General features: G+C 52.2%; 22 protein-coding genes and 1 other annotated feature. Of the genes, 9 read left to right on the top strand and 13 right to left on the bottom strand.

Translation table 11 applies throughout. The annotated features are described in order from the left end of the window. Window positions 1-119: 119 nt before the first annotated feature. From ACR64Q_RS10285 to ACR64Q_RS10320, 8 genes are all read left to right on the top strand, one after another. Window positions 120-653 (top strand): hypothetical protein, encoded by a 534-nt coding sequence (locus ACR64Q_RS10285; protein ID WP_313734579.1) that lies wholly within the window; start codon window positions 120-122, stop codon window positions 651-653. Beyond that, a protein-coding gene (locus ACR64Q_RS10290) for an IS3 family transposase (protein WP_313732336.1) occupies window positions 574-1,802 on the top strand; the annotation gives its coding sequence in 2 pieces (ribosomal slippage) (window positions 574-865 and window positions 865-1,802; 1,230 coding nt in all). The genes ACR64Q_RS10285 and ACR64Q_RS10290 overlap by 80 nt, the downstream gene beginning before the upstream one ends. Continuing rightward, window positions 858-974 (top strand) — a sequence feature (AL1L pseudoknot). Its footprint overlaps the gene before it by 117 nt. Window positions 1,803-2,268: 466 nt before the next feature. After that, a complete protein-coding gene (locus ACR64Q_RS10295) occupies window positions 2,269-4,107 on the top strand; it encodes an AAA family ATPase (protein WP_313734580.1) in 1,839 nt (612 codons plus the stop codon). 250 nt (window positions 4,108-4,357) lie between these two features. Then, on the top strand, window positions 4,358-5,719 hold the full coding sequence (locus ACR64Q_RS10300) for a transposase (RefSeq protein ID WP_313733591.1): 1,362 nt from the start codon (window positions 4,358-4,360) through the stop codon (window positions 5,717-5,719). Between the two features lie 528 nt (window positions 5,720-6,247). Continuing rightward, a complete protein-coding gene (locus ACR64Q_RS10305; protein WP_313734581.1) occupies window positions 6,248-7,366 on the top strand; it encodes an acyl-CoA dehydrogenase family protein in 1,119 nt (372 codons plus the stop codon). After that, window positions 7,363-8,193 (top strand): polysaccharide deacetylase family protein, encoded by an 831-nt coding sequence (locus ACR64Q_RS10310; RefSeq protein ID WP_313734583.1) that lies wholly within the window; start codon window positions 7,363-7,365, stop codon window positions 8,191-8,193. The genes ACR64Q_RS10305 and ACR64Q_RS10310 overlap by 4 nt, the downstream gene beginning before the upstream one ends. Window positions 8,194-8,223: 30 nt before the next feature. Beyond that, window positions 8,224-8,601, top strand: a complete 378-nt coding sequence (locus ACR64Q_RS10315) for a rhodanese-like domain-containing protein (RefSeq protein ID WP_313734584.1) — start codon at window positions 8,224-8,226, stop codon at window positions 8,599-8,601. A gap of 37 nt (window positions 8,602-8,638) precedes the next feature. Next, on the top strand, window positions 8,639-9,148 hold the full coding sequence (locus ACR64Q_RS10320) for a DUF2628 domain-containing protein (protein WP_313734585.1): 510 nt from the start codon (window positions 8,639-8,641) through the stop codon (window positions 9,146-9,148). Between the two features lie 81 nt (window positions 9,149-9,229). Here the strand turns inward: ACR64Q_RS10320 and ACR64Q_RS10325 are convergent, their stop codons facing one another. From ACR64Q_RS10325 to ACR64Q_RS10385, 13 genes are all read right to left on the bottom strand, one after another. Further along, window positions 9,230-9,796, bottom strand: coding sequence for a hypothetical protein (locus ACR64Q_RS10325; protein WP_313734586.1), 567 nt, complete (start codon window positions 9,794-9,796; stop codon window positions 9,230-9,232). A gap of 124 nt (window positions 9,797-9,920) precedes the next feature. After that, complete coding sequence (locus ACR64Q_RS10330; protein WP_409521172.1) at window positions 9,921-10,337, bottom strand: acyl-CoA thioesterase; 417 nt, start codon at window positions 10,335-10,337, stop codon at window positions 9,921-9,923. Between the two features lie 2 nt (window positions 10,338-10,339). Next, entirely contained in the window at window positions 10,340-11,317 is a 978-nt protein-coding gene (locus tag ACR64Q_RS10335) for a lysophospholipid acyltransferase family protein (RefSeq protein ID WP_313734587.1), read from the bottom strand. Next, window positions 11,314-12,057: a glycosyltransferase family 2 protein gene (locus ACR64Q_RS10340; RefSeq protein WP_026600764.1), complete on the bottom strand. Its 744-nt coding sequence runs from the start codon at window positions 12,055-12,057 to the stop codon at window positions 11,314-11,316. The genes ACR64Q_RS10335 and ACR64Q_RS10340 overlap by 4 nt, the downstream gene beginning before the upstream one ends. Beyond that, window positions 12,041-12,418: an ApeI family dehydratase gene (locus tag ACR64Q_RS10345; RefSeq protein ID WP_313734588.1), complete on the bottom strand. Its 378-nt coding sequence runs from the start codon at window positions 12,416-12,418 to the stop codon at window positions 12,041-12,043. The genes ACR64Q_RS10340 and ACR64Q_RS10345 overlap by 17 nt, the downstream gene beginning before the upstream one ends. A gap of 2 nt (window positions 12,419-12,420) precedes the next feature. Continuing rightward, window positions 12,421-13,068 carry a COG4648 family protein gene (locus ACR64Q_RS10350; protein ID WP_313734589.1) on the bottom strand — a complete coding sequence of 216 codons (648 nt, stop codon included), beginning with the start codon at window positions 13,066-13,068 and terminating at the stop codon, window positions 12,421-12,423. A gap of 6 nt (window positions 13,069-13,074) precedes the next feature. Beyond that, entirely contained in the window at window positions 13,075-13,323 is a 249-nt protein-coding gene (locus tag ACR64Q_RS10355; RefSeq protein WP_020481223.1) for an acyl carrier protein, read from the bottom strand. 207 nt (window positions 13,324-13,530) lie between these two features. Continuing rightward, window positions 13,531-14,286, bottom strand: coding sequence for a beta-ketoacyl synthase chain length factor (locus ACR64Q_RS10360; protein WP_313734591.1), 756 nt, complete (start codon window positions 14,284-14,286; stop codon window positions 13,531-13,533). Window position 14,287: 1 nt separating this feature from the next. After that, window positions 14,288-15,523: a beta-ketoacyl-ACP synthase gene (locus ACR64Q_RS10365; RefSeq protein ID WP_409521173.1), complete on the bottom strand. Its 1,236-nt coding sequence runs from the start codon at window positions 15,521-15,523 to the stop codon at window positions 14,288-14,290. Continuing rightward, complete coding sequence (gene fabG / locus ACR64Q_RS10370; protein WP_313734592.1) at window positions 15,517-16,245, bottom strand: 3-oxoacyl-ACP reductase FabG; 729 nt, start codon at window positions 16,243-16,245, stop codon at window positions 15,517-15,519. Before fabG ends, ACR64Q_RS10365 begins: the two co-directional genes overlap by 7 nt. Then, window positions 16,242-16,733, bottom strand: coding sequence for a hotdog family protein (locus ACR64Q_RS10375; protein WP_313734593.1), 492 nt, complete (start codon window positions 16,731-16,733; stop codon window positions 16,242-16,244). The genes fabG and ACR64Q_RS10375 overlap by 4 nt, the downstream gene beginning before the upstream one ends. After that, the gene (locus ACR64Q_RS10380; protein WP_313734594.1) at window positions 16,705-17,853 is read right to left on the bottom strand and encodes a beta-ketoacyl-ACP synthase; all 1,149 of its coding nucleotides are present in this window, start codon (window positions 17,851-17,853) and stop codon (window positions 16,705-16,707) included. Before ACR64Q_RS10380 ends, ACR64Q_RS10375 begins: the two co-directional genes overlap by 29 nt. A 31-nt stretch (window positions 17,854-17,884) precedes the next feature. Beyond that, window positions 17,885-19,111, bottom strand: a complete 1,227-nt coding sequence (locus tag ACR64Q_RS10385) for an NAD(P)/FAD-dependent oxidoreductase (protein WP_313734595.1) — start codon at window positions 19,109-19,111, stop codon at window positions 17,885-17,887. Between the two features lie 274 nt (window positions 19,112-19,385). Here ACR64Q_RS10385 and ACR64Q_RS10390 point away from each other — a divergent pair, with 274 nt between their 5' ends. Continuing rightward, window positions 19,386-20,675, top strand: a complete 1,290-nt coding sequence (locus ACR64Q_RS10390; RefSeq protein ID WP_313734596.1) for an AMP-binding protein — start codon at window positions 19,386-19,388, stop codon at window positions 20,673-20,675. Window positions 20,676-20,677 lie beyond the last annotated feature (2 nt).

Here is a 20,677-nt window from a genome sequence, read left to right on the forward strand (position 1 = left end):
TGAATGCTGATGATATAACTTAGGGTAATTGCAAAAACGAACTAAAAGAAAACAACCGACAGCAAATCACTAGCAAACAGAAAAAATCCAAAGCATCCTGGGGCGACGTTAAATCCAAATTGGCTGACGTCGATCGAGTTGGTCTGATCGGGCTGATACAGGATCTATACGCAGCCAATAAAGATAATCAAACGTTTCTGCATGCACGATTCGGGTTGGGCGAGGATATTCTTAAACCCTATAAAGACACGATTTCCCGCTGGATTTGCCCGGATGTCATGCGCAATCAACCTATTTCAGTGGCCAAAGCGAAGAAAGCGATAACCGATTACAAAAAGGCGCTCGGTCAACCCGAAGGACTGGCTGAACTATCGGTTTTTTATTGCGAGGAAGTGTTTGTATTCCTGGGTTACTGCGGCATGGACGATGAAGGCTATTTTGATGCCTTAGTGCGTATGTTCGAACAAGCATTGAAATATGTCATGGCCTTGCCGGAAGCCAAACGCCCAGCTTTTATACACAGTGAACCGCCCCGGTTTTCTCGGAGGCTCCAACCTTTGAGAGAATGGAGCAATGAAAGAGAAAACTACCAAGCATTATTCATCGGAAATTCGAGAACGAGCGATTCGCATGGTGCGGGAGCATCAAGATGAATACCCGTCGGAATGGGCAGCAATTCAATCGATTTCGGCCAAGTTTGGCTGTACGGCTGAGACCTTACGTCGTTGGCTGAGGTTGTCGCAATCAGCCCCCGTAAAGCCGAAGGACCTGACTAGCAGCGAATCGGAGCGGATCAAGGCGTTGGAGCGCGAAGTCCGTGAGTTACGCCAGGCCAACGAGATTCTGCGTAAGGCGTCGGCGTATTTTGCACAGGCGGAGCTCGACCGCCCGTCCAAACGATGAAAGCGTTCATTGACGATCATCGCGTCGTCTATGGGGTCGAGCCAATCTGCAAGGTATTGCCGATTGCCCCGTCGACGTATTACCTGCATGCGGCGCGCAAAGCCAATCCCGAGTTACGTTCTACCCGAGCCAAGCAGGACAAGGCGTTGAGTCAACAGATTCGCCGTGTCTGGGAGGAAAGCTTCCAAAACTATGGCGCTCGTAAAGTCTGGATTCAGTTACAGCGTGAAGGCTTAGCCGTGGCCCGTTGTACCGTGGAACGCCTGATGCACAGTCTGGGGCTAAAAGGCGTCAGGCGTGGCAAAACCATCAAGACCACGATCAGCGATGCCGACGCGGCTTGCCCCTTGGATCGCGTTAATCGGCAGTTCAGAGCCGAGCGGCCGAATACCTTGTGGGTGGCGGACTTCACCTATGTCAAAACCTGGCAAGGCTTTATCTACGTCGCCTTCGTGATCGACGTGTTTGCCCGTTATATCGTTGGCTGGAAAGTGTCGTCTTCCGCGCAAACGGGTTTTGTATTGGATGCACTGGAACAAGCTTTAAATGGCCGGCAACCCGCGCGGGATGGTGGCTTGATTCACCATAGTGATCGGGGCGTACAGTACGTCTCGATCCGCTATAGCGAGCGATTGGCCGAGGCAGGCGTTGAGGCTTCAGTCGGCAGCGTGGGCGACTCTTATGACAATGCCTTGGCCGAAACTATCAATGGTTTGTATAAAGCCGAGCTGATTCACAAGCAATCCTGGAAAAACCGCGAAGCCGTCGAGCTCGCCACGCTAACCTGGGTCGATTGGTTTAATCATCGACGTTTGCTGGGGCCTATTGGTAATATCCCACCTGCCGAAGCCGAGGCCATCTATTATCAACAGTTATCCGAGTCTGCTAAAGCGGCATGACTCACAACCTAAGGCCTCCGAGATTTCCGGGGCGGTTCACAGACTCGAGCAAGTTGCAAAGCAAGGCTCGAATGTCGGCTGGGGTGTTGGCGAAGATATGGCAATATTGTTATCCGAATAGACATTGATGACTAGTAATGCGCTTTTATCCGATCTTCAAGCTGAAAACGCAAGACTGATTGCTTTGCTCGAAGCACATAACAACGAGTACCGCCACCGGTTCCGATACGACTAGGTAAGTAATGAATGGTGGCTTTTGGGTGTATGGAAATGCACAATCGACCCTTTGCGGTCTATCGCCTAATCTGATTCAATGTCCGCTATCAGATCATTATCGGCCGTAACTAACTGTCCCAGTGATATACAAACGGAAAGATTCTCAGCTCAGCAAATAAAAAAATAGCGTGTAAAAGATTACTCTTGGGAAATAAACAGTTAATAGCTTGTTAGGCAAAACAGGGAAATCATGAAGATAGACAGTGTATCGATAGAAAACTTTCGCGGTATTCAGAAGCTTGAGGCAACATCTCTTGGCGATACCATAATTATTGCTGGCCAAAATGGTTCAGGAAAATCATGCCTCTTTGATGCAATCAGGCTATTAAAGAGTACATACGGAGGGTATCAGCAAAATGAGTGGCAACAATTTTTCGGAGAGTTCGCCATTCAACTGCACGGAGGCTCAAAGAATCTCAAAGGTCTTTTCAATGACTCCTCGAAACCAGCTGTAATTGAATGCATATTCAAACTTCGTGACGCAGAGAAGTCGTATATAACAAATAATGCTGAAGCCTTGCTAGAAGAGGCCATTTGGCAAATGCTTCTCCCTGAAGCGTTTCAGTGGGGAGGATACCAGAAAGCGCTATTTGCACATCAATTTCGCGAAAGACAGCCTGAAGTTAGTTCAAGGGTGCAAGCTGAACTGCCATCACTTCGCATCGAGCTCGCATCAGAGAAAATTATTGGGAAAATAATCATCAATCCGAATGGGCACATCCAAATATCGGACTCACGTCTTCTAACTGTCATATTTACAAATTACAAGCCAAGGGAGATTGGCGTAATCGACTTTCACGGAGCTCAAAGACACTACGGTCGAGAAAATGTGCAGGGCATCAACCTAAGTCTGGATCAGGCCAATCAGCAGTATAGCCAACATACCCTTTATAACTACAACAATAAATACGCCAACGTTAAGAGCGAAATGGCTGGAAACTTTGTCAAGGAGCTACTAGCAGAAAAGTCAGTCGGATCAATAGATTCGACGAATGGTTCCCTCTCAGAAACTTTGAAAGAATTATTTGAGTCGTTCTTTCCTGAAAAGAAATTCTTAGGCCCGCAGCCGACACCTGACGGCAGTCTTTCCTTTCCTGTAATCACGCCAAACGGAACAGAGCATGACCTAGATGAATTAAGCTCAGGTGAAAAAGAAATCTTATATGGCTATTTGAGAATTAGAAGCTCAGCGCCGAGAGACTCGATTATTCTCCTTGATGAGCCAGAACTACATCTAAACCCACGATTGATTCGTGGTCTCCCTGAGTTCTACCGTAAGCATTTGGGTGAGGCTTTGCAGAACCAATTATGGCTTGTAACTCACTCGGATGCGTTAATCCGTGAGGCTGTTGGAAAGCCTGGGTTCAATGTTTTTCATATGATTCCTTGCGGCTCCCAAAACCCTGAGACTTCCCAGCTCAGACCTCTCACTGTGAGTGCCGATCTTGAGATCGTTGTTGCGGACCTCGTTGGAGACTTGGCAGCATATCGACCAGGAGGAAAAGCCATAATATTTGAAGGAGGCGGAGACTCGGACTTCGATAAAACAATTGTCGCCTCACTATTTAGGAATGAGTTACGAGGCATTAACCTCTTATCTGGCACCAATAAGACTCGTGTCAACGCCTTGCATGAAATTCTCGAGCGGGCCTACAAAAATGGTGACCTCCCAACGAAGTTTTACGCATTAACAGACAAAGATAGTGATGAAAGACCGGGAGGTGCTGATGCGATAACCAGAATGTCTTGGGATGTTTATCACATCGAAAACTACTTGCTCGACAGCAAAATTATTTCCGAAACGGTTAATTCTTTGACTCTAAACGATGAACTAACACCAGCGGAAGAGGAGCTTTCTGAGCAGGCGCTAAAAGAGCTGGAGCAAAAAATGCGTGCTGATTTTGAGGAATGCTTTGCAGACGGAACATGGCGAACAAATCTTCCGGGGCGGGAAATTTTAAAACGCTTTGTGGAGGCAACAAAACTACCAGTGAGGTACGAAGTCTTCAGAAATCTTTTAAGGCCATAACGTGCGCAGAATATAGGGTGCTGCCGTCAGGCGCACCGTTCGCGATCGTTGCGCCTCGCATACCTCGGCACAACCTATAGGCAGTCGCACATTTTTGGGCTTACGGCTGGCGGCTTTAGAACAATCAACTGACGTTCGTCAGAAAAACCATCCGTCCGCAATTGGCCGATTCTGTTGAAAAAGTCCCCTGATATAGGGTTCCTAAAGTAGTAAAATACAGCTAACAGCCACTCAATCATGAGGTGACGCCATGATGGGACAACAATCAGGGATTCAGGAGCAGTTGTTTTTCTGTTTCAGTCTCGAAAACCACATTCCCAAAGATCATCTGCTGCGAGGCATTAACCATTTTCTTGACTTGGGTGATTTTCGTCAGCAATTGGCGGAGTTTTACAGTCCTATCGGCCGACCATCGATTGCTCCCGAACTGATGATCCGGATGCTAATCCTCGGTTATTGTTTTGGCATTCGGTCCGAACGCCGTCTCTGTGAAGAAGTGCATGTCAACTTGGCTTATCGTTGGTTTTGCAAACTGGATTTAGACGATCCTGTGCCGGATCATTCCACCTTTTCCAAGAACCGCCTGGGCCGTTTTCGGGAAAGCCAGGCTTTTCGGCTAGTGTTTGAAACGGTCCTGAAACGATGCATGGCAGAAGGCCTGGTGCGTGGCGAGGGTTTTGCCACCGACGCGAGCATCATCAAAGCCGATGCCCAACGGCAACGTCGAGTAGAAAATGGTGACGACATTGACTGGGGCGATCCCGCTCAAGCAGAACGTCCGGTCCGTGAATATCTCGCGGCAGTAGAAGAAACCAATGACCCCAAAGAGTCCACCCGGACGCTTTCACTGACTGATCCGGCGGCTACCTGGACGGCCGCACCCGGTGGCCCTGCATTCTTTGCCTATTCAACCAATTACTTGATCGACTTGGAAGCCGGCATCATCCTCGACGTAGAAGCCTCAGCGGTCAATAAAGCCGCCGAAGTGGAGGCGACTCGGACCATGATTGATCGGGTAGAAGAGACGTTTGGTCTGAAGCCCGAACGTTTGGTGGGCGATACCAATTATGGTTCAGCTGCCATGCTCGGATGGTTAGTCGATGAAAAAGATATAGCACCACATGTACCCGTATTCGATAAGTCAGAACGCAGCGATGGCACCTTCAGTCGCTCTGACTTTACTTATGACGCGGAGAATAATCGGTATATCTGCCCTGCGGGTAAGCCTCTGAAAATCGCTTGGCGCAGCAAACAGAAAAACCCTTATCGCTATCGCGCCAGCCAATTGGATTGCCAAGCCTGTTCGCTCAAAGCGCAGTGCTGTCCTAACATGGCAAATCGTCAAATCGATCGAAGCCCCCACGAATCGGCTCGTGATGTCGCTCGTGCCATTACCAAAACCGATGCTTATAAGCAGTCACGCAAGGAGCGCAAGAAGGTGGAAATGCTGTTTGCCCATCTCAAACGCATCTTGAAAATGGATAAGCTGCGGTTACGAGGCTTCAGTAATGCCAAAGATGAGTTTCTATTGGCGGCGACGGCCCAAAATCTAAGGCGAATGGCAAAGAGGTTGGCCATCAATGAACCAGTAACCCAATTGATACCCGCATAACGGCAATATAAGCCGTATTTACGCGCCAGAAAGCGAAAAACTCACCTAACGGCTTCTGAAAAACCAAGGCAATCAATCAACACCCTTCCGACTCACACTCAAAAAACCGACTTTTTCAACAGAATCGGCCGACCCAAGGCGTTCAAAATTTGGCTGGGTTTGTATCGAACGGCGGCGATTGCTCGGGAGATTATTACAGCTTTTAATCTGGGACGAAAAGTACTGGTCCTAAACGAGCGCACCGAATATCTGGATGCTATTTTGTTAGCGTTGGACAGCAAGTTACCGCCACCTTTTGTGCTGAACGGCCGAATGTCGAAAAAGCAACGAGCAACTAAATTGGTGGGCGAAGGTTTTGATCACCCACCACTGGATACCTTTAGCTGGGTGCCTGGGAATAGGAGGCAAGATTAGTTGCCACTGTTCTGCATTTTTCTGCCGGCATGACGGCTGCGATTTTCCTGCGTTTCCAAGCTCCGCGTGGGAACGATACAATTGGGCTTTATTAGGTTCGTCAACGGCTCCGTCATGACTAAAATCCCCGATTTCTCCAGCATACCCGCATATGCCGGCCCACCGAATGATGCCCAAATCAAAGCCAGGCTACGTACCGTCGCCGAGTTGGGTGTGTTCCGCCATGCCCTCCCCCAATACTTCGGCGGTTTTGGCGACGACTTTACCGCACTAGTCAAAAGCCATCGCCGACTCGGAGAAACTTGCCGCGACCCTGGCCTGATGCTGGCGGTCAATGCGCATTTGTGGGGATCGATTTTTCCTATTCTGTTGTACGGCAGCCAGGCGCAGAAAGCACAATTTCTGCCGCCCTTGATCAGCGGACAATGGCTGGGCGGGCATGCGATCACCGAGCCTTCTTGCGGCTCCGACGTACAGGCGATGACAACCCACGCGGCGTTACTCGGCGACAGTTATGTGTTGAACGGCGAAAAGCGTTATATCACCAACGCCCCCGTGGCCGATTGCTTGGTGGTGTACGCCAAATTGACCGGCAAGATTTGCGCGTTTCTGGTTTCCCGTAACGATGACGGCTGCCGTGTTAGTGATGAAGCCGCGCTGGCTGCTTGCCGGGGCAGCGCCACCGGTAGTGTGATTTTGCAGGATTGCCGGCTCGATGCTGATCGCCTGCTGGGAAAGATCGGTGCCGGCACGCAGATGATCCAGAAGGCGCTGGAATACGAGCGGGCCTTTGTCTTTGCCGGCATTGCCGGCATCATGGACTGGCAGCTAACGGAGGTGGTGCGTTACAGCCGTGAGCGGCGCTCGGGCGGTGTGCATCTGGGTAAGCATCAGGCCATCAGCCATCGGATTGCCGAGATGAAGCTAAGGCTGGATACTATCGCGTTATGGTTAAACGAATGCGCGCGGCTTTGCGACGCCGGTCAACGCCTTACCCTGGCGTCGGCGCAAACCAAGTTATACGCCGCAGAGGCTTTCTTGCAATCCAGTCTGGATGCGGTGCAGATCATGGGCGCGGCCGGCTTGGAATCGGGTAGTGCGCTGGCGGAATTGGTGCAGGATGCCATGGCCGGCCGCTTGTTTTCCGGCAGTTCGGAAGTGCAGAAAAACCTGATCGCCGCCTTGCTCGGCACTGGAGACGCGTACAAGGCCAACCCCCTATCCCACTCATGATGAATTTTTCCGCTTACCGAGATTGGCAACCAACGCCGTTGATAAAGGCTTCCTTGTGGTTAACCGCCGCTGCGCTGTTGGCGGTAGCCGTGCAGCCTAGTATCTGGCCCTGGGCCCTGACTGCGATTATTGTCGACCACTTGGTGTTAACCTTTGCCGGCCTTTGGCCGCGTTGCGATTGGACGGGATCGAACTGGACCTCGTTACCGCCCGCTTCTGTGGCGCACGGCGAAATCGCCATTACCATCGACGACGGCCCCGACCCGGACATCACCCCGGCCGTGCTCGATATTCTGGAGCAGCGCGGTGCCAAGGCGACATTTTTCTGTATCGCCGCCAAAGCCCAACGCTACCCTGACCTATGCCGGGACATCGTCAAACGCGGGCACGCGGTGGAAAATCACAGCATGCACCACCAATACCATTTGCCGTTTCTGTTGTTAAATGGCTGGATGGCGGAACTCAACGCCGCCCAGGAGGCTCTGACGGAAGTCACCGGCAGCCGTCCGAGATTTTTCCGGCCGCCGGTAGGCTTGCGAAATCCTCTGTTGGACCCGGTACTCAAGCGTTTGGGGCTGCAATTGGCGAGTTGGACCCGGCGCGGCTTCGATACTATCGACGGCAATCCGCAAGTGGTTCTGGCAAAACTATTGAAAGACCTGAAGGCTGGCGACATTCTGTTATTGCATGACAGTAACGTCGCGCGGACCAGCAGCGGCCAGCCAGTGATTCTGGAGGTATTGCCGCCCCTGCTGGACGCCATTACCGCCGAGAATTTACAACCGGTCACGTTAAGCGAAAGCTTGGATCGTTGCCAAAATCCCTAACGCACCCATCTGATTTCGGAGATTTAAGCCATGAATAAAACCTATGCCAGTGCAGCGTTGGCCCTGTTTCTGAGCGGTTGCGCGTTTCAAGCACCCAATTATTTACAAATGGTCACGGCGCCGGAGTTAAATCAGCTGATGCAACGTCAGGATATTTTTCTGGTGGACGTGCACACCCCCGAGCAGCGGCATATCAAAGGCACCGATGCGTTTATTCCTTATAACGACATCGAAAAATACCTGGATAAACTACCCAAGGATAAAGCCACCCCGATTTATCTGTATTGCGAAGGTGGCCCGATGGGGAATGCCGCCGCCAAAACGCTACACGAACTGGGTTACGAACATTTGAGCAATTTGGAGGGGGGAACCAAAGCCTGGGCTAAAGCGGGATTTGGGTTTGAATAGTTGCTACAGTGGTTTACAACTATGCTGGAGGTGATGCTTGGGTGGTTATGAGTCTATATCGCAAAATCCTACAACTGATAACCTTGGTCTCGAGGAGAAGTTTTATAAGGCCATCCTTGGCGACAAAAAGCAACAGTATTATTTGTTGCATTTTTCTCAATTCCATAATCAAGGAAAAGTCGAAATATCTTGGCATTGGTCAGCTTTCTTTTTCACCTTTTTCTGGTTTATATACAGAAAGTTGTGGGTTGATGCCATCCTATATTGTTTTTGGTCTTTGTTTGTTTTTGCAGTGGATATGACAATACACCTAAATGGTGTTTTGTACTTTTTAGGTGTATTTGTATTGCCAGCTATGTATGCGAATGCTATTTACTACATTCATTGCAAGGAAAAAATTTTGGCAGTAAAAACTTCATCCCAAACGTTACAGGAACAATTGGACGTACTTTCTAGAAAGGGCGGGACTTCTGCCAATGTCCTGTCCATAGTCGTGATCCTGCTCCTTATTTTGATATTAAAATCCATTCGAGTGCCCATTGCCTAAGCCATCACTGGCCGCTCAAGCAGATGCTATTGGCGGCTAGACTTGTGTGAGGGAACACCCTAAAACCATAATGCTCAGAGATTATTCGACAATGCTATCGACCTTGCCGTTTTTAAATTTCACCACAAAGCGGTTGAACAAATTGGACCAGTAAGTCCAGTTGTCGCTATCCAGCGAAGGCGTCACATGCTGCGGCGGGTAGCCGATGGCGGCTAGTACGGCTTTTTTGCTCATGCCTGTCTTCACCTGCCCCACCAAAATGCTCTCACGCTCAGCGGCAGTAAATTGGTTAAGGTCGACCTTACTGGTACCGGCAATTTTACTGAAGGCGATGGGCATATCGTCCTTGGTAAACTTTTGCACGTTTTCGACTGTAATCAGTTGGCCGCTGGATTCTATCCTCAGCACCGCTTCGTCGGAATTCAGCTTAAGCAACGCGACCGGCGTATTGATCGGAATCAATTGGCCTTTACGATAATTGGTGGTGCGAAACTTGTTTTGTTCTTGGAACAGGCTGAACTGCGTGTAATAAACCTGAGCGGGCTGCACGGCCGCGGCCGCACCTTCGCCGGGTTTCAGGTCCTTCTTGCAACCTACCGCCAAAACAGCCAGGCATAGCCACATCAAAATGCAGTTTTTTCTGAACATAGTCAAAATTCCTCGAGCAAAAGGTTAGGAACATGCTGACGCTGAGCAAAACAGCGACGCGACAGTACAACAGATAGAACAAGCCAGGAAAGTCCTGAACACAAGCGCCATAGCAAGCGTCTGTCTAGGGCGAATCGATTTTAATGCCGAGTTTTTCCAAAAACACCGCTGGCGAAGCGAAGCACATTTCGCGGCTGACCGCATCGACGGCCGCCTGGATGGTATGGCCCTTGGCTAAGACTTCGCCGGATTCGGCATCGGCGACCAAATACTTGATCTTCATCCGATATTCCCACTCGACCAGCTCCGCCGATACCCGAATCCGCTGCTCGAACTGCGCAGGACGCACGTAACGCAACTGCAAATCCACAATCGGCCAGACGTATCCGGTTTCTTTCATGGCCATGTAACCGTAGCCGATTTTGTCCAGCATCGCGCAACGGGCAATCTCGATATATTTGCAATAATGCCCGTGCCAAGCGATGTTTAGCAGATCAATGTCGTGAAACGGCACAGTTAATTCCACTTCGGCGCGCAACATATTTACTTGTCCTCGGCGGCTATTTGACCGCTGTCACCCGCGACTGGCTTGCGCCAATACGGGTAAAAATTAAACCATTGCAGTGGTGCGATGCGGCAATACGTTTCCAACCGTTCGGCATATTGTCTAGCCAGAGATTGCAGCATGTCTTGTCGTTTGGGTTCGGCTCGCGGGATACGAATGCTGTCCGAGAACGGTTCAAGATGAATTTTGAAGCGTCCATCTACCGGGAAGCAGAACAGGGTAAAAACCGGGCAACGTAACAAGGAAGCCAACAGATACGGACCTTGCGGAAATTCGGCGTCCTCTCCCAGAAAGCTGGCCGGCACGGTGCGACTGCCTTGCACAGGTACTCTGTCTCCCACCATTACCAGAAATTCGCCGCGCTCGATCTTTTCCTGCAAGCTGATCGCAATCGCCGGACTTAGCTCCGTTACTTGAATCAACTGTATCGTGGCGCTGCCGCGACTGCCGAGCAGGCGGTTGAACTTCTCGGCATGTTTGGTATGCACTAAGATGTTGAGATGGATGTGGCCGCGCATCGTGGCGATGGCCTGACAGATTTCCAGATTGCCGATATGCCCGGACAGGAGCATAGCCCCGCGCTTTTGTTCGATCAAATCCAGCAGCAGCTGGCGATTGGGAAAATCCACGTGTTCCGGCGTGATATTGCCGGTCCACACCACAATTTTGTCCAGCAAGGTTTCGCCGAAGCTTAAGAAATGCAGGTAACTTTGCCAGAGCCCGCCGCCTAAACCCAACTCCGGGTAAAACCGGGACAGATGCCGCAGATATTCCCTTGATGACTCGCGGGCAAGACGTCCGGCCAGAAAGTAGTAACTCACCACCGGTCGCAAAACCAAACGAAATACCCAGCGGCCAAACAGCCGATATACCCATACCAAAGCCTGTATGCCCCACAACAGGCTGTTTTCCTCTACAGCGGCCCAATGCCGGGTAGCGGCAGTTGCGCGTGTCATTGCAAATGCCTCAGCAGCAGTTTTGGCCAGCGTAACAACATACCGAAAAATAAACGGGCATGGGTTTGACTGAGCAGCAGATTATCCTCCCAAGCCCGAAAATGCGATAAGCCATCCAGCGGATAGCGAACCTGGGTGGGAATGGAGACGATAGACACCCCTTGCCAATAAAGCCGCACCAAAATTTCCGTATCAAAGCCCATGCGATCTTCCGTGGCAATGCTTTGGATTAAATTTGCGGCGGATGCCAGCGGGTAAACCCGGTAGCCGCACATCGAGTCGGGGATGGCAAAAGATAAGGTGTTGATATGTACCCAAATATGGGTCAGGTAGCGAGCGTAGTAGCGCAGTTTAGGAATCGATGCGTCGAACAGGGCTCGGCCGATAACCACTGCTTCCGGCGCTAGTCTGGCGGCGCTTAGAAATTTATCCAGATCGTTTAAATCGTGCTGGCCGTCGGCATCGACTTGCAGCGCGTGCGAATAGGCTTGGGCTTGAGCCGCCAGAATGCCGACCTTGACCGCCGCGCCCTTACCTTGGTTTACCTCTAGCCTGATACTTTGCACCCAGTCATATTGCTCAGCTAGGCCGCGAATCACCTGGGCGCAGGACGCATCGCTACCATCATCCACCAACAGACAAGGCAGTTCATGCGCCGCCAAACGCTCAATAATGCCGGGGAGCGGCTTTTCATGGTTATAAACCGGAATCAGGATGCAGGGCTTAAATAAGGTCGTCATGAAAGTAGATTCTACCCGAGCTATATTCGCAGGCTGCCGAACGGTAACAAAAAGTGAGTTTGCCGGCTTGTTGCAGATAGTGCAATGCCAATTCCAGCTCTTGTCCAGGTAACAACAGCTCTTTGAATTTTACCGATTCCATATGACTGAAGTCGCGAGATAAACCGAAGTATTGCCGGGCATAATGCACCGCCCATTGAATTTGCACTACCCCGGGCACCACCGAAATTTCGTCGAAATGACCGTTGAAATAAGTTAAATCTTTGGGGATGCGCAACGCCAGCACCATACCATCGAGCTGAATGTGTTCGCTTAGCGTTTCCGGAAACAAAACATCTGGTTCGCTTCCCTGATTGTCCATACTCAAAAGCTGGCCTTCACTTTGCGGCGTACCGCCATTTCCGCTGCCATCAACAAACCCATCAGTACGTAGGAGATGCAACCATTGTAAAGACTCCACAACCAGCGGTCGCCATAGCAAATCGTCAGCAAAGAAATTGCCGCATTGCCGAGAAAAAAACAGCTCCAAACCAGCGTTACTCTGCGGGTATACAGCACGCCATGAGCAGGCAGATCCGGAAATTCCAGCCTGGCCAACCGTTCCACCACCGTCGGCGGATGAATCAAACTAAAGGAAAATACCGCAAAAAACAGCATACTGACGAACACCGGATAAGCCAGCAGCCAGCCTGCATCGTTAACCAGTGCGCCAAGCAACAGAAACAGCGCGCACGCCAATATCAGCCGAGACTCGGCTAGCCCGGCCGAATTGCGATGTTTTTGCAGCCAGTAACGCAGCAAGAACAATCCGGCTAGCCCCAAAGCCATGGCGCGGGGCTGAAAATAATCGGCGGAAAACCAAATCAGAAAGGGATAGCTGACAGTCGCTGCCCCGATAATCACATTAAGGATAATTTGCCGAAGTTCTGCTGGGGATTTTGGGCAAACGCTGGTATCGGGATTTGCCTGAATCTTTGTCGGCACCTGATTGTTGTGAAAACCTTTAAACATCCAGGCCTATTCAGCGCTGATCCGATAAACAGTATCCACCACGTCCTGAATGGTGCGGGCATTTTTGAAGTCTTCGGGATTGATGCGTTTACCGGTGATCTCGCGCAGCCTGACCATCAAATCCACCGCATCGATGCTGTCGATGTCCAAATCCTGCCGCAAATTAGCCTCCAAGGTAATGTCATCGGGCGTTAACTCGAACATTTCCGACATCAATTCTCTTAAGGTGGCGAATACGTCTTCTTGGGTCTTCATACGGGTGTTGTTTCCTATTGCGATACTCGACTCGGCCTGACAATCGCTCTAAAGCCTCGATTTAGCGAGTATCGGTTGATATTGTATTGTCCTCTGGCATCACTCCAAGCACCAAAGTATCTGCGCCAACCGCGCGATAAATTACTACGCCAAGCGTGGATTATACCCTGGGTTACGGCAGATCGCTTACGCTGCTGGCAATCGAAATCACGAAACACCATCCAAACGCCAATGCCAGATAGCCCTATCCTGCCGACAATAGCCGCTTTGCTGGCCAGATATGACTGATTGAACTAACTTCGGCAAGCCATTTTGCGGCGATGCCGGGCCATTTTCCGGCTCCCGCGTCAACTGCAATTGCGGCCCCACGTCGCCAGACCTCGCCAGCGTCATCGCCAAAGCCCAGGTCGTTTGACTGCCGGTCAGATAGGGTAAATAAGCGTCGGGGAGAGGCTGCTCATAGCAGACAAGCAAAACCTGGGGAGCATCCAGCAGCATGCCGCCGACTTCCAGAAAAGCCGAAAACAGCCCTTCCGTACCGCCGGCCAACGCGACATAAGGCAGAAAACTGGAGCCATGAAAACTCGCCAAGCCGGCGATGGCATTATGTACACATTGACTAAAGCGGCTAGGCGAGACATGTTCGCCCTCTGCCAACTCTTCCAGCATCTCGAAATAATACTGACTTTCGCCATGGTTTGAAAAAAACACCGAGGGCATGTCGCCATTTTCGCCGCGACAGCGCCAGGCCACAGCGCAGGCGGCTCTGGCTAAAGGCGATAATCTGCGCCTTTGCATCGCCGGTAAAAACCCCACATCGGCTTTGCCTTGGTTATGCGGCAATATTTCACCGTTGGGCCAGACCTTGGTCTGGGGATGATGCGCGGATTGCCAGAAACACCAGTGCTTTACTGTGAAGGCCAAACGGCTTTCGATACCAAATTCGGCCAAGCTTTCGGTCAACTCAGCTATCCCAACGCTGTAAAACCAAGGACGTATTAATACCGCCAAACGCAAAATTATTGCTGACGATGTAGTCGGCGTGGATATGACGCCCGTCGCCGGTCAGATAATCCAGTTCGGCACAACGCGGGTCGAGATTATCCAGATTCAAATTGGGATGAAACCAGCCTTCCCGCATCATCTGAATCGCCACCATGGCTTCCAAGGCCCCGCAAGCACCCAAGGTATGGCCGGTGAAACTTTTCAAACTGCTAATCGGGGTATTGCCGCCAAACACCGCGGCCGTTGCATGACTTTCGGCTATGTCGCCCTGCTCGGTGGCCGTGCCGTGCGCACTGATATAAGCAATTTGCTGCGGCTCAAGCTGAGCATTCTGCATGGCCAGACGCATCACCACCTGCATTGTGTCGGCATTGGGCTGCGTGGCGTGCACACCGTCGGCATTGGTGGCAAACCCGGCAACTTCGGCGTAGATCCGCGCGCCGCGCGCCAAAGCGCGTTCCCGTTCCTCCAATACCAAAGTGCAAGCACCCTCGCCTATCACCAATCCATCGCGGTCGCGGTCGAACGGTCTGGGGGTTAACTCTGGTTCTGAGTTCCGGGTACTGGTGGCATATAGAGCATCGAACAACGCCGCCTCTGTCGGGCAAAGTTCTTCCGCGCCGCCCGCCAGCATCACATCCTGCAAACCGTATTTGATCGCCTCGTAGGCGTAACCTATGCCCTGGCTACCCGAGGTACAGGCACTGACTGAAGGAATGACCCGGCCGCGCACTTGAAAAAACAAAGCGACGTTGGCGCAGGTGGTATGCCCCATCATTTTTAGATAGGTGGTGGCATTCAGATTGCCGATGTCGTGATTGATCAGCATTCTGCCGAAGTCGGCGATGGCCGGCGTCGATCCAACCGACGAGCCGTAGGCTACGCCGGTGCGGCCGCCGCTGATCACCGGATCGCCCAGCAAACCGGCATCGATCATGGCAAGTTCGCTGGCGCGGGTCGCCAATAGCGAGACTCGGCCCATACTACGGGTGTTTTTACGGGTGTAATGCGCCGGCAGCGTGAAGTTTTCCACCGGCCCGGCCAAGCGGGTCAGCAGACCGTTATAAATCTCCCATTCCGGAATGTAGCGAATGCCCGATTGCTTTGCCAGAAGTCTGCTGCGGATTTCTTGCCAATCGTTACCAATCGGTGAAAAGCCGGCCATACCGGTAACGACCACACGCCGCGTCAACACAAACCTCCGTTCACGGAAATTACTTGGCGGGTAATGTAGCCGGCATCTTCCGACATCAAAAACGCCACCAATGCGGCGACTTCTTCTGGCGTACCCAAACGTTTGGCAGGCACCGCGGCCAATGCCTCTTCAAGCGGCAAACCTTCCAGCATATCGGTCTCGATTAAACCCGGAGCCACGCAGTTGACGGTGATTTTGCGTTTCGCCAACTCAACCGCTAGCGCTTTAGTCGCGCCGATAATGCCGGCTTTGGCCGCGCTGTAATTGACTTGGCCGCGGTTACCGACTAAACCGGAAACGGAAGACAGCGTGACGATGCGCCCCGGTTTACGGCGTTGTATCATCGGCATGACTAGCGGATAAAGCACGTTGTAAAAACCATCGAGATTACTGCGCAATACTTGGTCCCAATCTTCGCCGCTCAGGGCCGGAAAAGCATTATCTCGTGAAAGGCCGGCATTGCAGACCACGCCGTAGTAGGCACTATGGGTATGAATATCGTTTTCCAAACTGTCTTTGGCCGCATTCCGGTCGGCTAAATCAAAACTGAGTACGCGCGCTTGGCGGCCCATCTCGACAATCTGCTGTTTGACTTGCTCGGCTTCATCCAGCCGACTGCGGCAATGTAGCACAATGTCGTAGCCCTCGCGAGCAAGGCGCAGGGCGATGGCTTTGCCGATGCCTCGGCTGGATCCTGTGACCAGGATGGTTGGTTGGCTCATATTCCTTTTCCGGCGAGAAATTTTTGCGAATCCTGTGGCAGCAACACATTTAACTTGGAGCTGGCCTTGATATTTTGCCCTGTTATCGTGCAGTCGAACACCGACATATCGTTGGCGGCCTCGATAATTTTTTCCGCACTGACGGTCAGTTTGGCACCACAGGGAAAACTGCCGACCGAGCATTCGAAGTAGCGAGTGCCTAATAAAAACCCCAAACCAATCGCTTCGCCTCGGCACTTGCGGTGATACCCGGAGTAGGCGGCAATGGCTTGTGCCATATATTCCAAGCCCACCCAAGCCGGTACGCTATGATCGCTACACGAAAACAGGCCGTCTTCGCGCACCTCCAATTCGACTACGATATGGCTGTCCCCTACTTCCAGCACCCGGTCTAGCAATACCATACGCCCGGACTGAGGTACTAGCGTTTCGATGGGGTAAGGAAAAACCGCAGGGCTGTCAGGGATGTCCAATGAGCAAGGACACATTGTTTCCGCCGAATGAAAAAGAGTTGCTGAGGCAGTATTGTAGCGGCTTTAGCGCCTGGTTTTCCAGCCCGACCAAATGCAGCCGCACCATGTCGGGATCAGGTTCGCCATCCCACAGATGCGGCGGCAAACGAGTTTCTTGATGTAAATCAGACAGTAGCAACCAGCACAAACCCGCTTCGAGCGCACCGGCCGCTCCCAAACAATGGCCGGTGGATGGTTTGCTGGAACTGCAAAATGTATCGCTACCGAACAACTGCCCGACCGCCCGATTTTCCATCGCATCGTTTTGCCAGGTGGCCGTGCCGTGCAGATTGATGTAATCGATTTGCTTAGGCTTTAGCTGTGCATCAGCCAGCGCAGCCTGCATCGCCAGTAACGCGCAGCTACCGTCAGGGCGCGGCGCGGAAATATGATAGGCATCGGCACTGGCGCCGACACCTAGCAAGGCGATTTCGCCGGGTTCCCGCGTCATTAGAAATAAAGCGGCTCCTTCGCCTATCATCGTCCCGTCGCGATTTTTACTGAACGGATTGCAAGTGGTTTTGCTAAGGGCACCCAACGCAAAAAAGCCTTCCAGCGTGGTGCGGCATAAACTGTCAGCTCCGCCGACCACGACCGCATCGCAGACACCCAAACGTAACAGGCGGCGCGCTGAGGCCAGGGCGTTGGCGCTGGATGAACAGGTCGTGGACACGGTGTAGGCCGGACCGCGAATATCCAGGTAAGCCGCCAAAAACTCCGCCGCACCGCCCAATTCCTGCTGCTTGTAGTGATAGTGGCTTGGCATGCCTCCGGTTTCCCGCAACACTTGCACGGCGGTTTCACCCTCGGCAATCCCGGAGGTACTGGTGCCGACCACTATGCCGACCCGTTCCGCGCCGTAACGGGCTATGGCTGTGTTGACCGAAGCCTCAATCTGGTGGAGCGCCGACAGCAGCAAACGGTTGTTGCGGCAATCATATTGTTTGAGGTTAGACGGAATGGCAGGTAGCTGGGTTATTACGCCGAAGGCGGGAATGATCGAGTCCAGCCAGACCGGCGGCACCGGATGAACAGAGCGACCGGCAAGCCACCCGGCTAAAATATCCGCATTGCTGCCGCCCAGGGCGCAGACCATGCCTAAATCATGTAAATACAAATTACACCGCTCAGGCAGTTTGATAAGTTGCCAAGATGGCCTCGATTTTTTTGGCGGAGCGCTGCGTCATCGGGTTTTCTTCATCCCAGGCATAGCCGGCCAGGATGGAACAGATCATAGCTTTGACGCTGGCCAACTGATTTTCTTCGAAGATAATTTGTTGGAAACGGCCATCGTACCAAGCCTCCACATAGGCCCGAAACACTTCTATGCCCTTGCGCAAAGCCTGTTCGTATTCGACAGACCAGTTCACCGGCCCGCCGCGTAATTGCCGGTTAACCAAGGGCACGGCCAGCGCGGCTGATTTCATCGCAATTGTCACACCGGATGAAAACACCGGATCCAAGAACTCGCCGGCATTCCCAAGTAAGGCAAAACCCTGGCCATAGAGTTGCTTGACGTTGGCCGAGTAGCCGCCGATGGTGTTAGCAGGAGTATCGAATCGGCTGTCGGCCAGCAGCTCGGCCAGTCTAGGCTCCTCAAACGCAATTTCTCTCAACAGTTCCAAGGGCTCGCCGCTACGTTCGTCCAGGAAGCCGGCGGGCGTAACCACACCCAATGAGCATCTGCCATTGCTGAACGGAATCAGCCAATACCATATCTCGTGAAATTTCGGATGAATCGCGATCAGAATCTTATTGCGGTCGTAATCTGCCACGGTAATCCGATCCTCAATGTGCGTAAACAGCGCCCGGCGCGGCGACAAGGAAGAAGGCGTTTCCAGATCCAAGAGTCGCGGCAACACCCGACCGAAACCACTGGCATCGAGTACCATCGCCGCAGTCCAGTCCTTTTGTACACCATCGGCATCGATGCTGGTCAGCCTGACTTGTTGGGGATCACTAAAATCAGCGGCCAGGATGGTTTGTTGATAATGAATAGGCACGCCCGCCGCTTCGGCGCTGTCGGCCAAAACCTTATCGAAATGGGCGCGAGGTACTTGAAAGGTGGTGCCCCAGCCTGGGCTGAATTTCTGGGTGAAATCGAATTCGGTGAGTTTGCCGGCTCTGGAAAATGCCGCGCCGTTTTTGAATTGAAAACCTTCCGCCGTCACGGCCGGCAGCATGTCAGCGGCTTCCATGAAAGCCATGCACTGAGGCAGCAGGCTTTCGCCAATCGAAAAGCGCGGAAACTGTTCCTTTTCCAGAATCACCACTTGGTGACCGAGTTGTTTCAGCATCTTGGCAGCCACGCTGCCGGAGGGGCCGGCCCCGATAATCAATACATCTGCATCCATTTACTTACCAACCCTCTTATCCGGTTAAAATACGTCCAGTACAAAATTCAGAAACAGCGGCAATGCCGCTAAGTTAACGTTCTTCCCCCGTTGGAAAAGTACCCATATGGGCATGAAGGGGCTCGAGGGGGATTTATTTATGAAATCTCCCCTGCCCCTCTTTTTCAAAGAGGGGCATTAACAACGCCAAAGCATAACTTAACGGCATTGCACCGAATAGAATAAAGCCCATTCCATGCAGGAATCCCACAAAATCCCCGCCCCACAGACACCAATGGATTCCAGCCAAACAGCGCCGTTTGCCCTCTATAACGGCCAAGTGGTAAGCCGCGGCAATTTATGGGCGGACGTGAAGGCCCTGGCCGCGCAATTACCGGATCAGCCCTATCAATTTAATTTATGCGAAAACCGCTACCTATTCTGTCTCTGCCTGTTAGCGGCCACGGTACGCGGGCAGATTTGCCTGCTGCCACCCGCCGGGCAAATGGCGGTTATCCTGGAAATTCTACGCGACTATCCCGGCGCGTATATCGCCAGAGAACACGCTCCGCAGCAAACAGGTTTGGATTGGTTCGAAGTCATCGCGCCAAACTCTGCAACCGCAGCATCGTCACCGCATTTAGATTGGCAGCGCACCGCCGTAATCGCCTTCACCTCCGGCAGTACCGGCACACCCAAGCCGTGTCCGCATAGCCTGCATACCTTTAAAACCTCCGCCGAAATGGCGGTCAGCAGCCTGGGATTGGCGGAGCAGCAATTATTAATGCTATCCACCACGCCGCCGCAACATATGTACGGCCTGGAAACCTCGGTATTTTGGCCGTTGTTTTCCCAACTGGTGCTGCACGACGGCCGGCCGTTCTTCGCCGAAGACATCCGGCAGACGATTAACACCGCGCCGTGGCCTACGGTGTTGGCGTCAACGCCGACCCATTTGCGATCCTTAATCAAAACCAACGCCGCCTGGGACAATCTGGCCGGCATTATTTCTGCTACCGACACTTTGTCCGAAAAGCTGGCCGGTGAAACGGCGGCAATTTTAGGGCAATCCCCGCGTGAAATCTATGGCAGCACCGAAACCCTGTCGTTTGCCAGCCGCGAGACTTTACGGGAAAACCTGTGGCGACCTTACGCTGGCAGCCGATTAAGTCAAGATATAAGCGGATCGACCCGCCTGGAATCAGCGCATTTGTCGGAAGCGGTGTCGTTGCAAGACAATATGGAAATCGCAGCCGACGGCCGCTTCGCTGTATTGGGCCGGGATCGGGATATGGTAAAAATCGGCGGCAAACGCGCCTCCTTGACCGAACTGAATCGCCGCTTGCAAGATATAGACGGTGTGGAAGACGGCTTTTGTTTTACCCAGGACAATGGGCGATTGGCCGCTGTCGTGGTCAGCGGACTAAGCAAACAAGCCATTCGGCTGGGCTTACAGCCTTATCTAGACGAGGTGTTTCTGCCGCGAAAAATTCATTTCGTTACCGAGATTCCGCGCAACGGGACAGGTAAACTTGCAAAAATCGAACTGGAAAAGCTGTTGGCGGGTTTAGGTAAACGCAATTGAAT

Source organism: Methylomonas sp. 2F7, from assembly GCF_057126975.1.

Excerpts from the sequence above, each read along its gene's own strand:
- ACR64Q_RS10340 (WP_026600764.1), bottom strand. The coding sequence starts at position 12,057 with ATGACGACCTTATTTAAGCCCTGCATCCTGATTCCGGTTTATAACCAT.
- ACR64Q_RS10350 (WP_313734589.1), bottom strand. The coding sequence starts at position 13,068 with ATGTTTAAAGGTTTTCACAACAATCAGGTGCCGACAAAGATTCAGGCA.
- ACR64Q_RS10335 (WP_313734587.1), bottom strand. The coding sequence starts at position 11,317 with ATGACACGCGCAACTGCCGCTACCCGGCATTGGGCCGCTGTAGAGGAA.
- ACR64Q_RS10385 (WP_313734595.1), bottom strand. The coding sequence starts at position 19,111 with ATGGATGCAGATGTATTGATTATCGGGGCCGGCCCCTCCGGCAGCGTG.
- ACR64Q_RS10355 (WP_020481223.1), bottom strand. The coding sequence starts at position 13,323 with ATGAAGACCCAAGAAGACGTATTCGCCACCTTAAGAGAATTGATGTCG.
- ACR64Q_RS10375 (WP_313734593.1), bottom strand. The coding sequence starts at position 16,733 with ATGTGTCCTTGCTCATTGGACATCCCTGACAGCCCTGCGGTTTTTCCT.
- ACR64Q_RS10380 (WP_313734594.1), bottom strand. The coding sequence starts at position 17,853 with ATGGTCTGCGCCCTGGGCGGCAGCAATGCGGATATTTTAGCCGGGTGG.
- ACR64Q_RS10315 (WP_313734584.1), top strand. The coding sequence starts at position 8,224 with ATGAATAAAACCTATGCCAGTGCAGCGTTGGCCCTGTTTCTGAGCGGT.
- ACR64Q_RS10305 (WP_313734581.1), top strand. The coding sequence starts at position 6,248 with ATGACTAAAATCCCCGATTTCTCCAGCATACCCGCATATGCCGGCCCA.
- ACR64Q_RS10295 (WP_313734580.1), top strand. The coding sequence starts at position 2,269 with ATGAAGATAGACAGTGTATCGATAGAAAACTTTCGCGGTATTCAGAAG.
- ACR64Q_RS10390 (WP_313734596.1), top strand. The coding sequence starts at position 19,386 with ATGGATTCCAGCCAAACAGCGCCGTTTGCCCTCTATAACGGCCAAGTG.
- ACR64Q_RS10345 (WP_313734588.1), bottom strand. The coding sequence starts at position 12,418 with ATGGACAATCAGGGAAGCGAACCAGATGTTTTGTTTCCGGAAACGCTA.
- ACR64Q_RS10325 (WP_313734586.1), bottom strand. The coding sequence starts at position 9,796 with ATGTTCAGAAAAAACTGCATTTTGATGTGGCTATGCCTGGCTGTTTTG.
- ACR64Q_RS10300 (WP_313733591.1), top strand. The coding sequence starts at position 4,358 with ATGATGGGACAACAATCAGGGATTCAGGAGCAGTTGTTTTTCTGTTTC.
- ACR64Q_RS10310 (WP_313734583.1), top strand. The coding sequence starts at position 7,363 with ATGATGAATTTTTCCGCTTACCGAGATTGGCAACCAACGCCGTTGATA.
- ACR64Q_RS10330 (WP_409521172.1), bottom strand. The coding sequence starts at position 10,337 with ATGTTGCGCGCCGAAGTGGAATTAACTGTGCCGTTTCACGACATTGAT.
- fabG (WP_313734592.1), bottom strand. The coding sequence starts at position 16,245 with ATGAGCCAACCAACCATCCTGGTCACAGGATCCAGCCGAGGCATCGGC.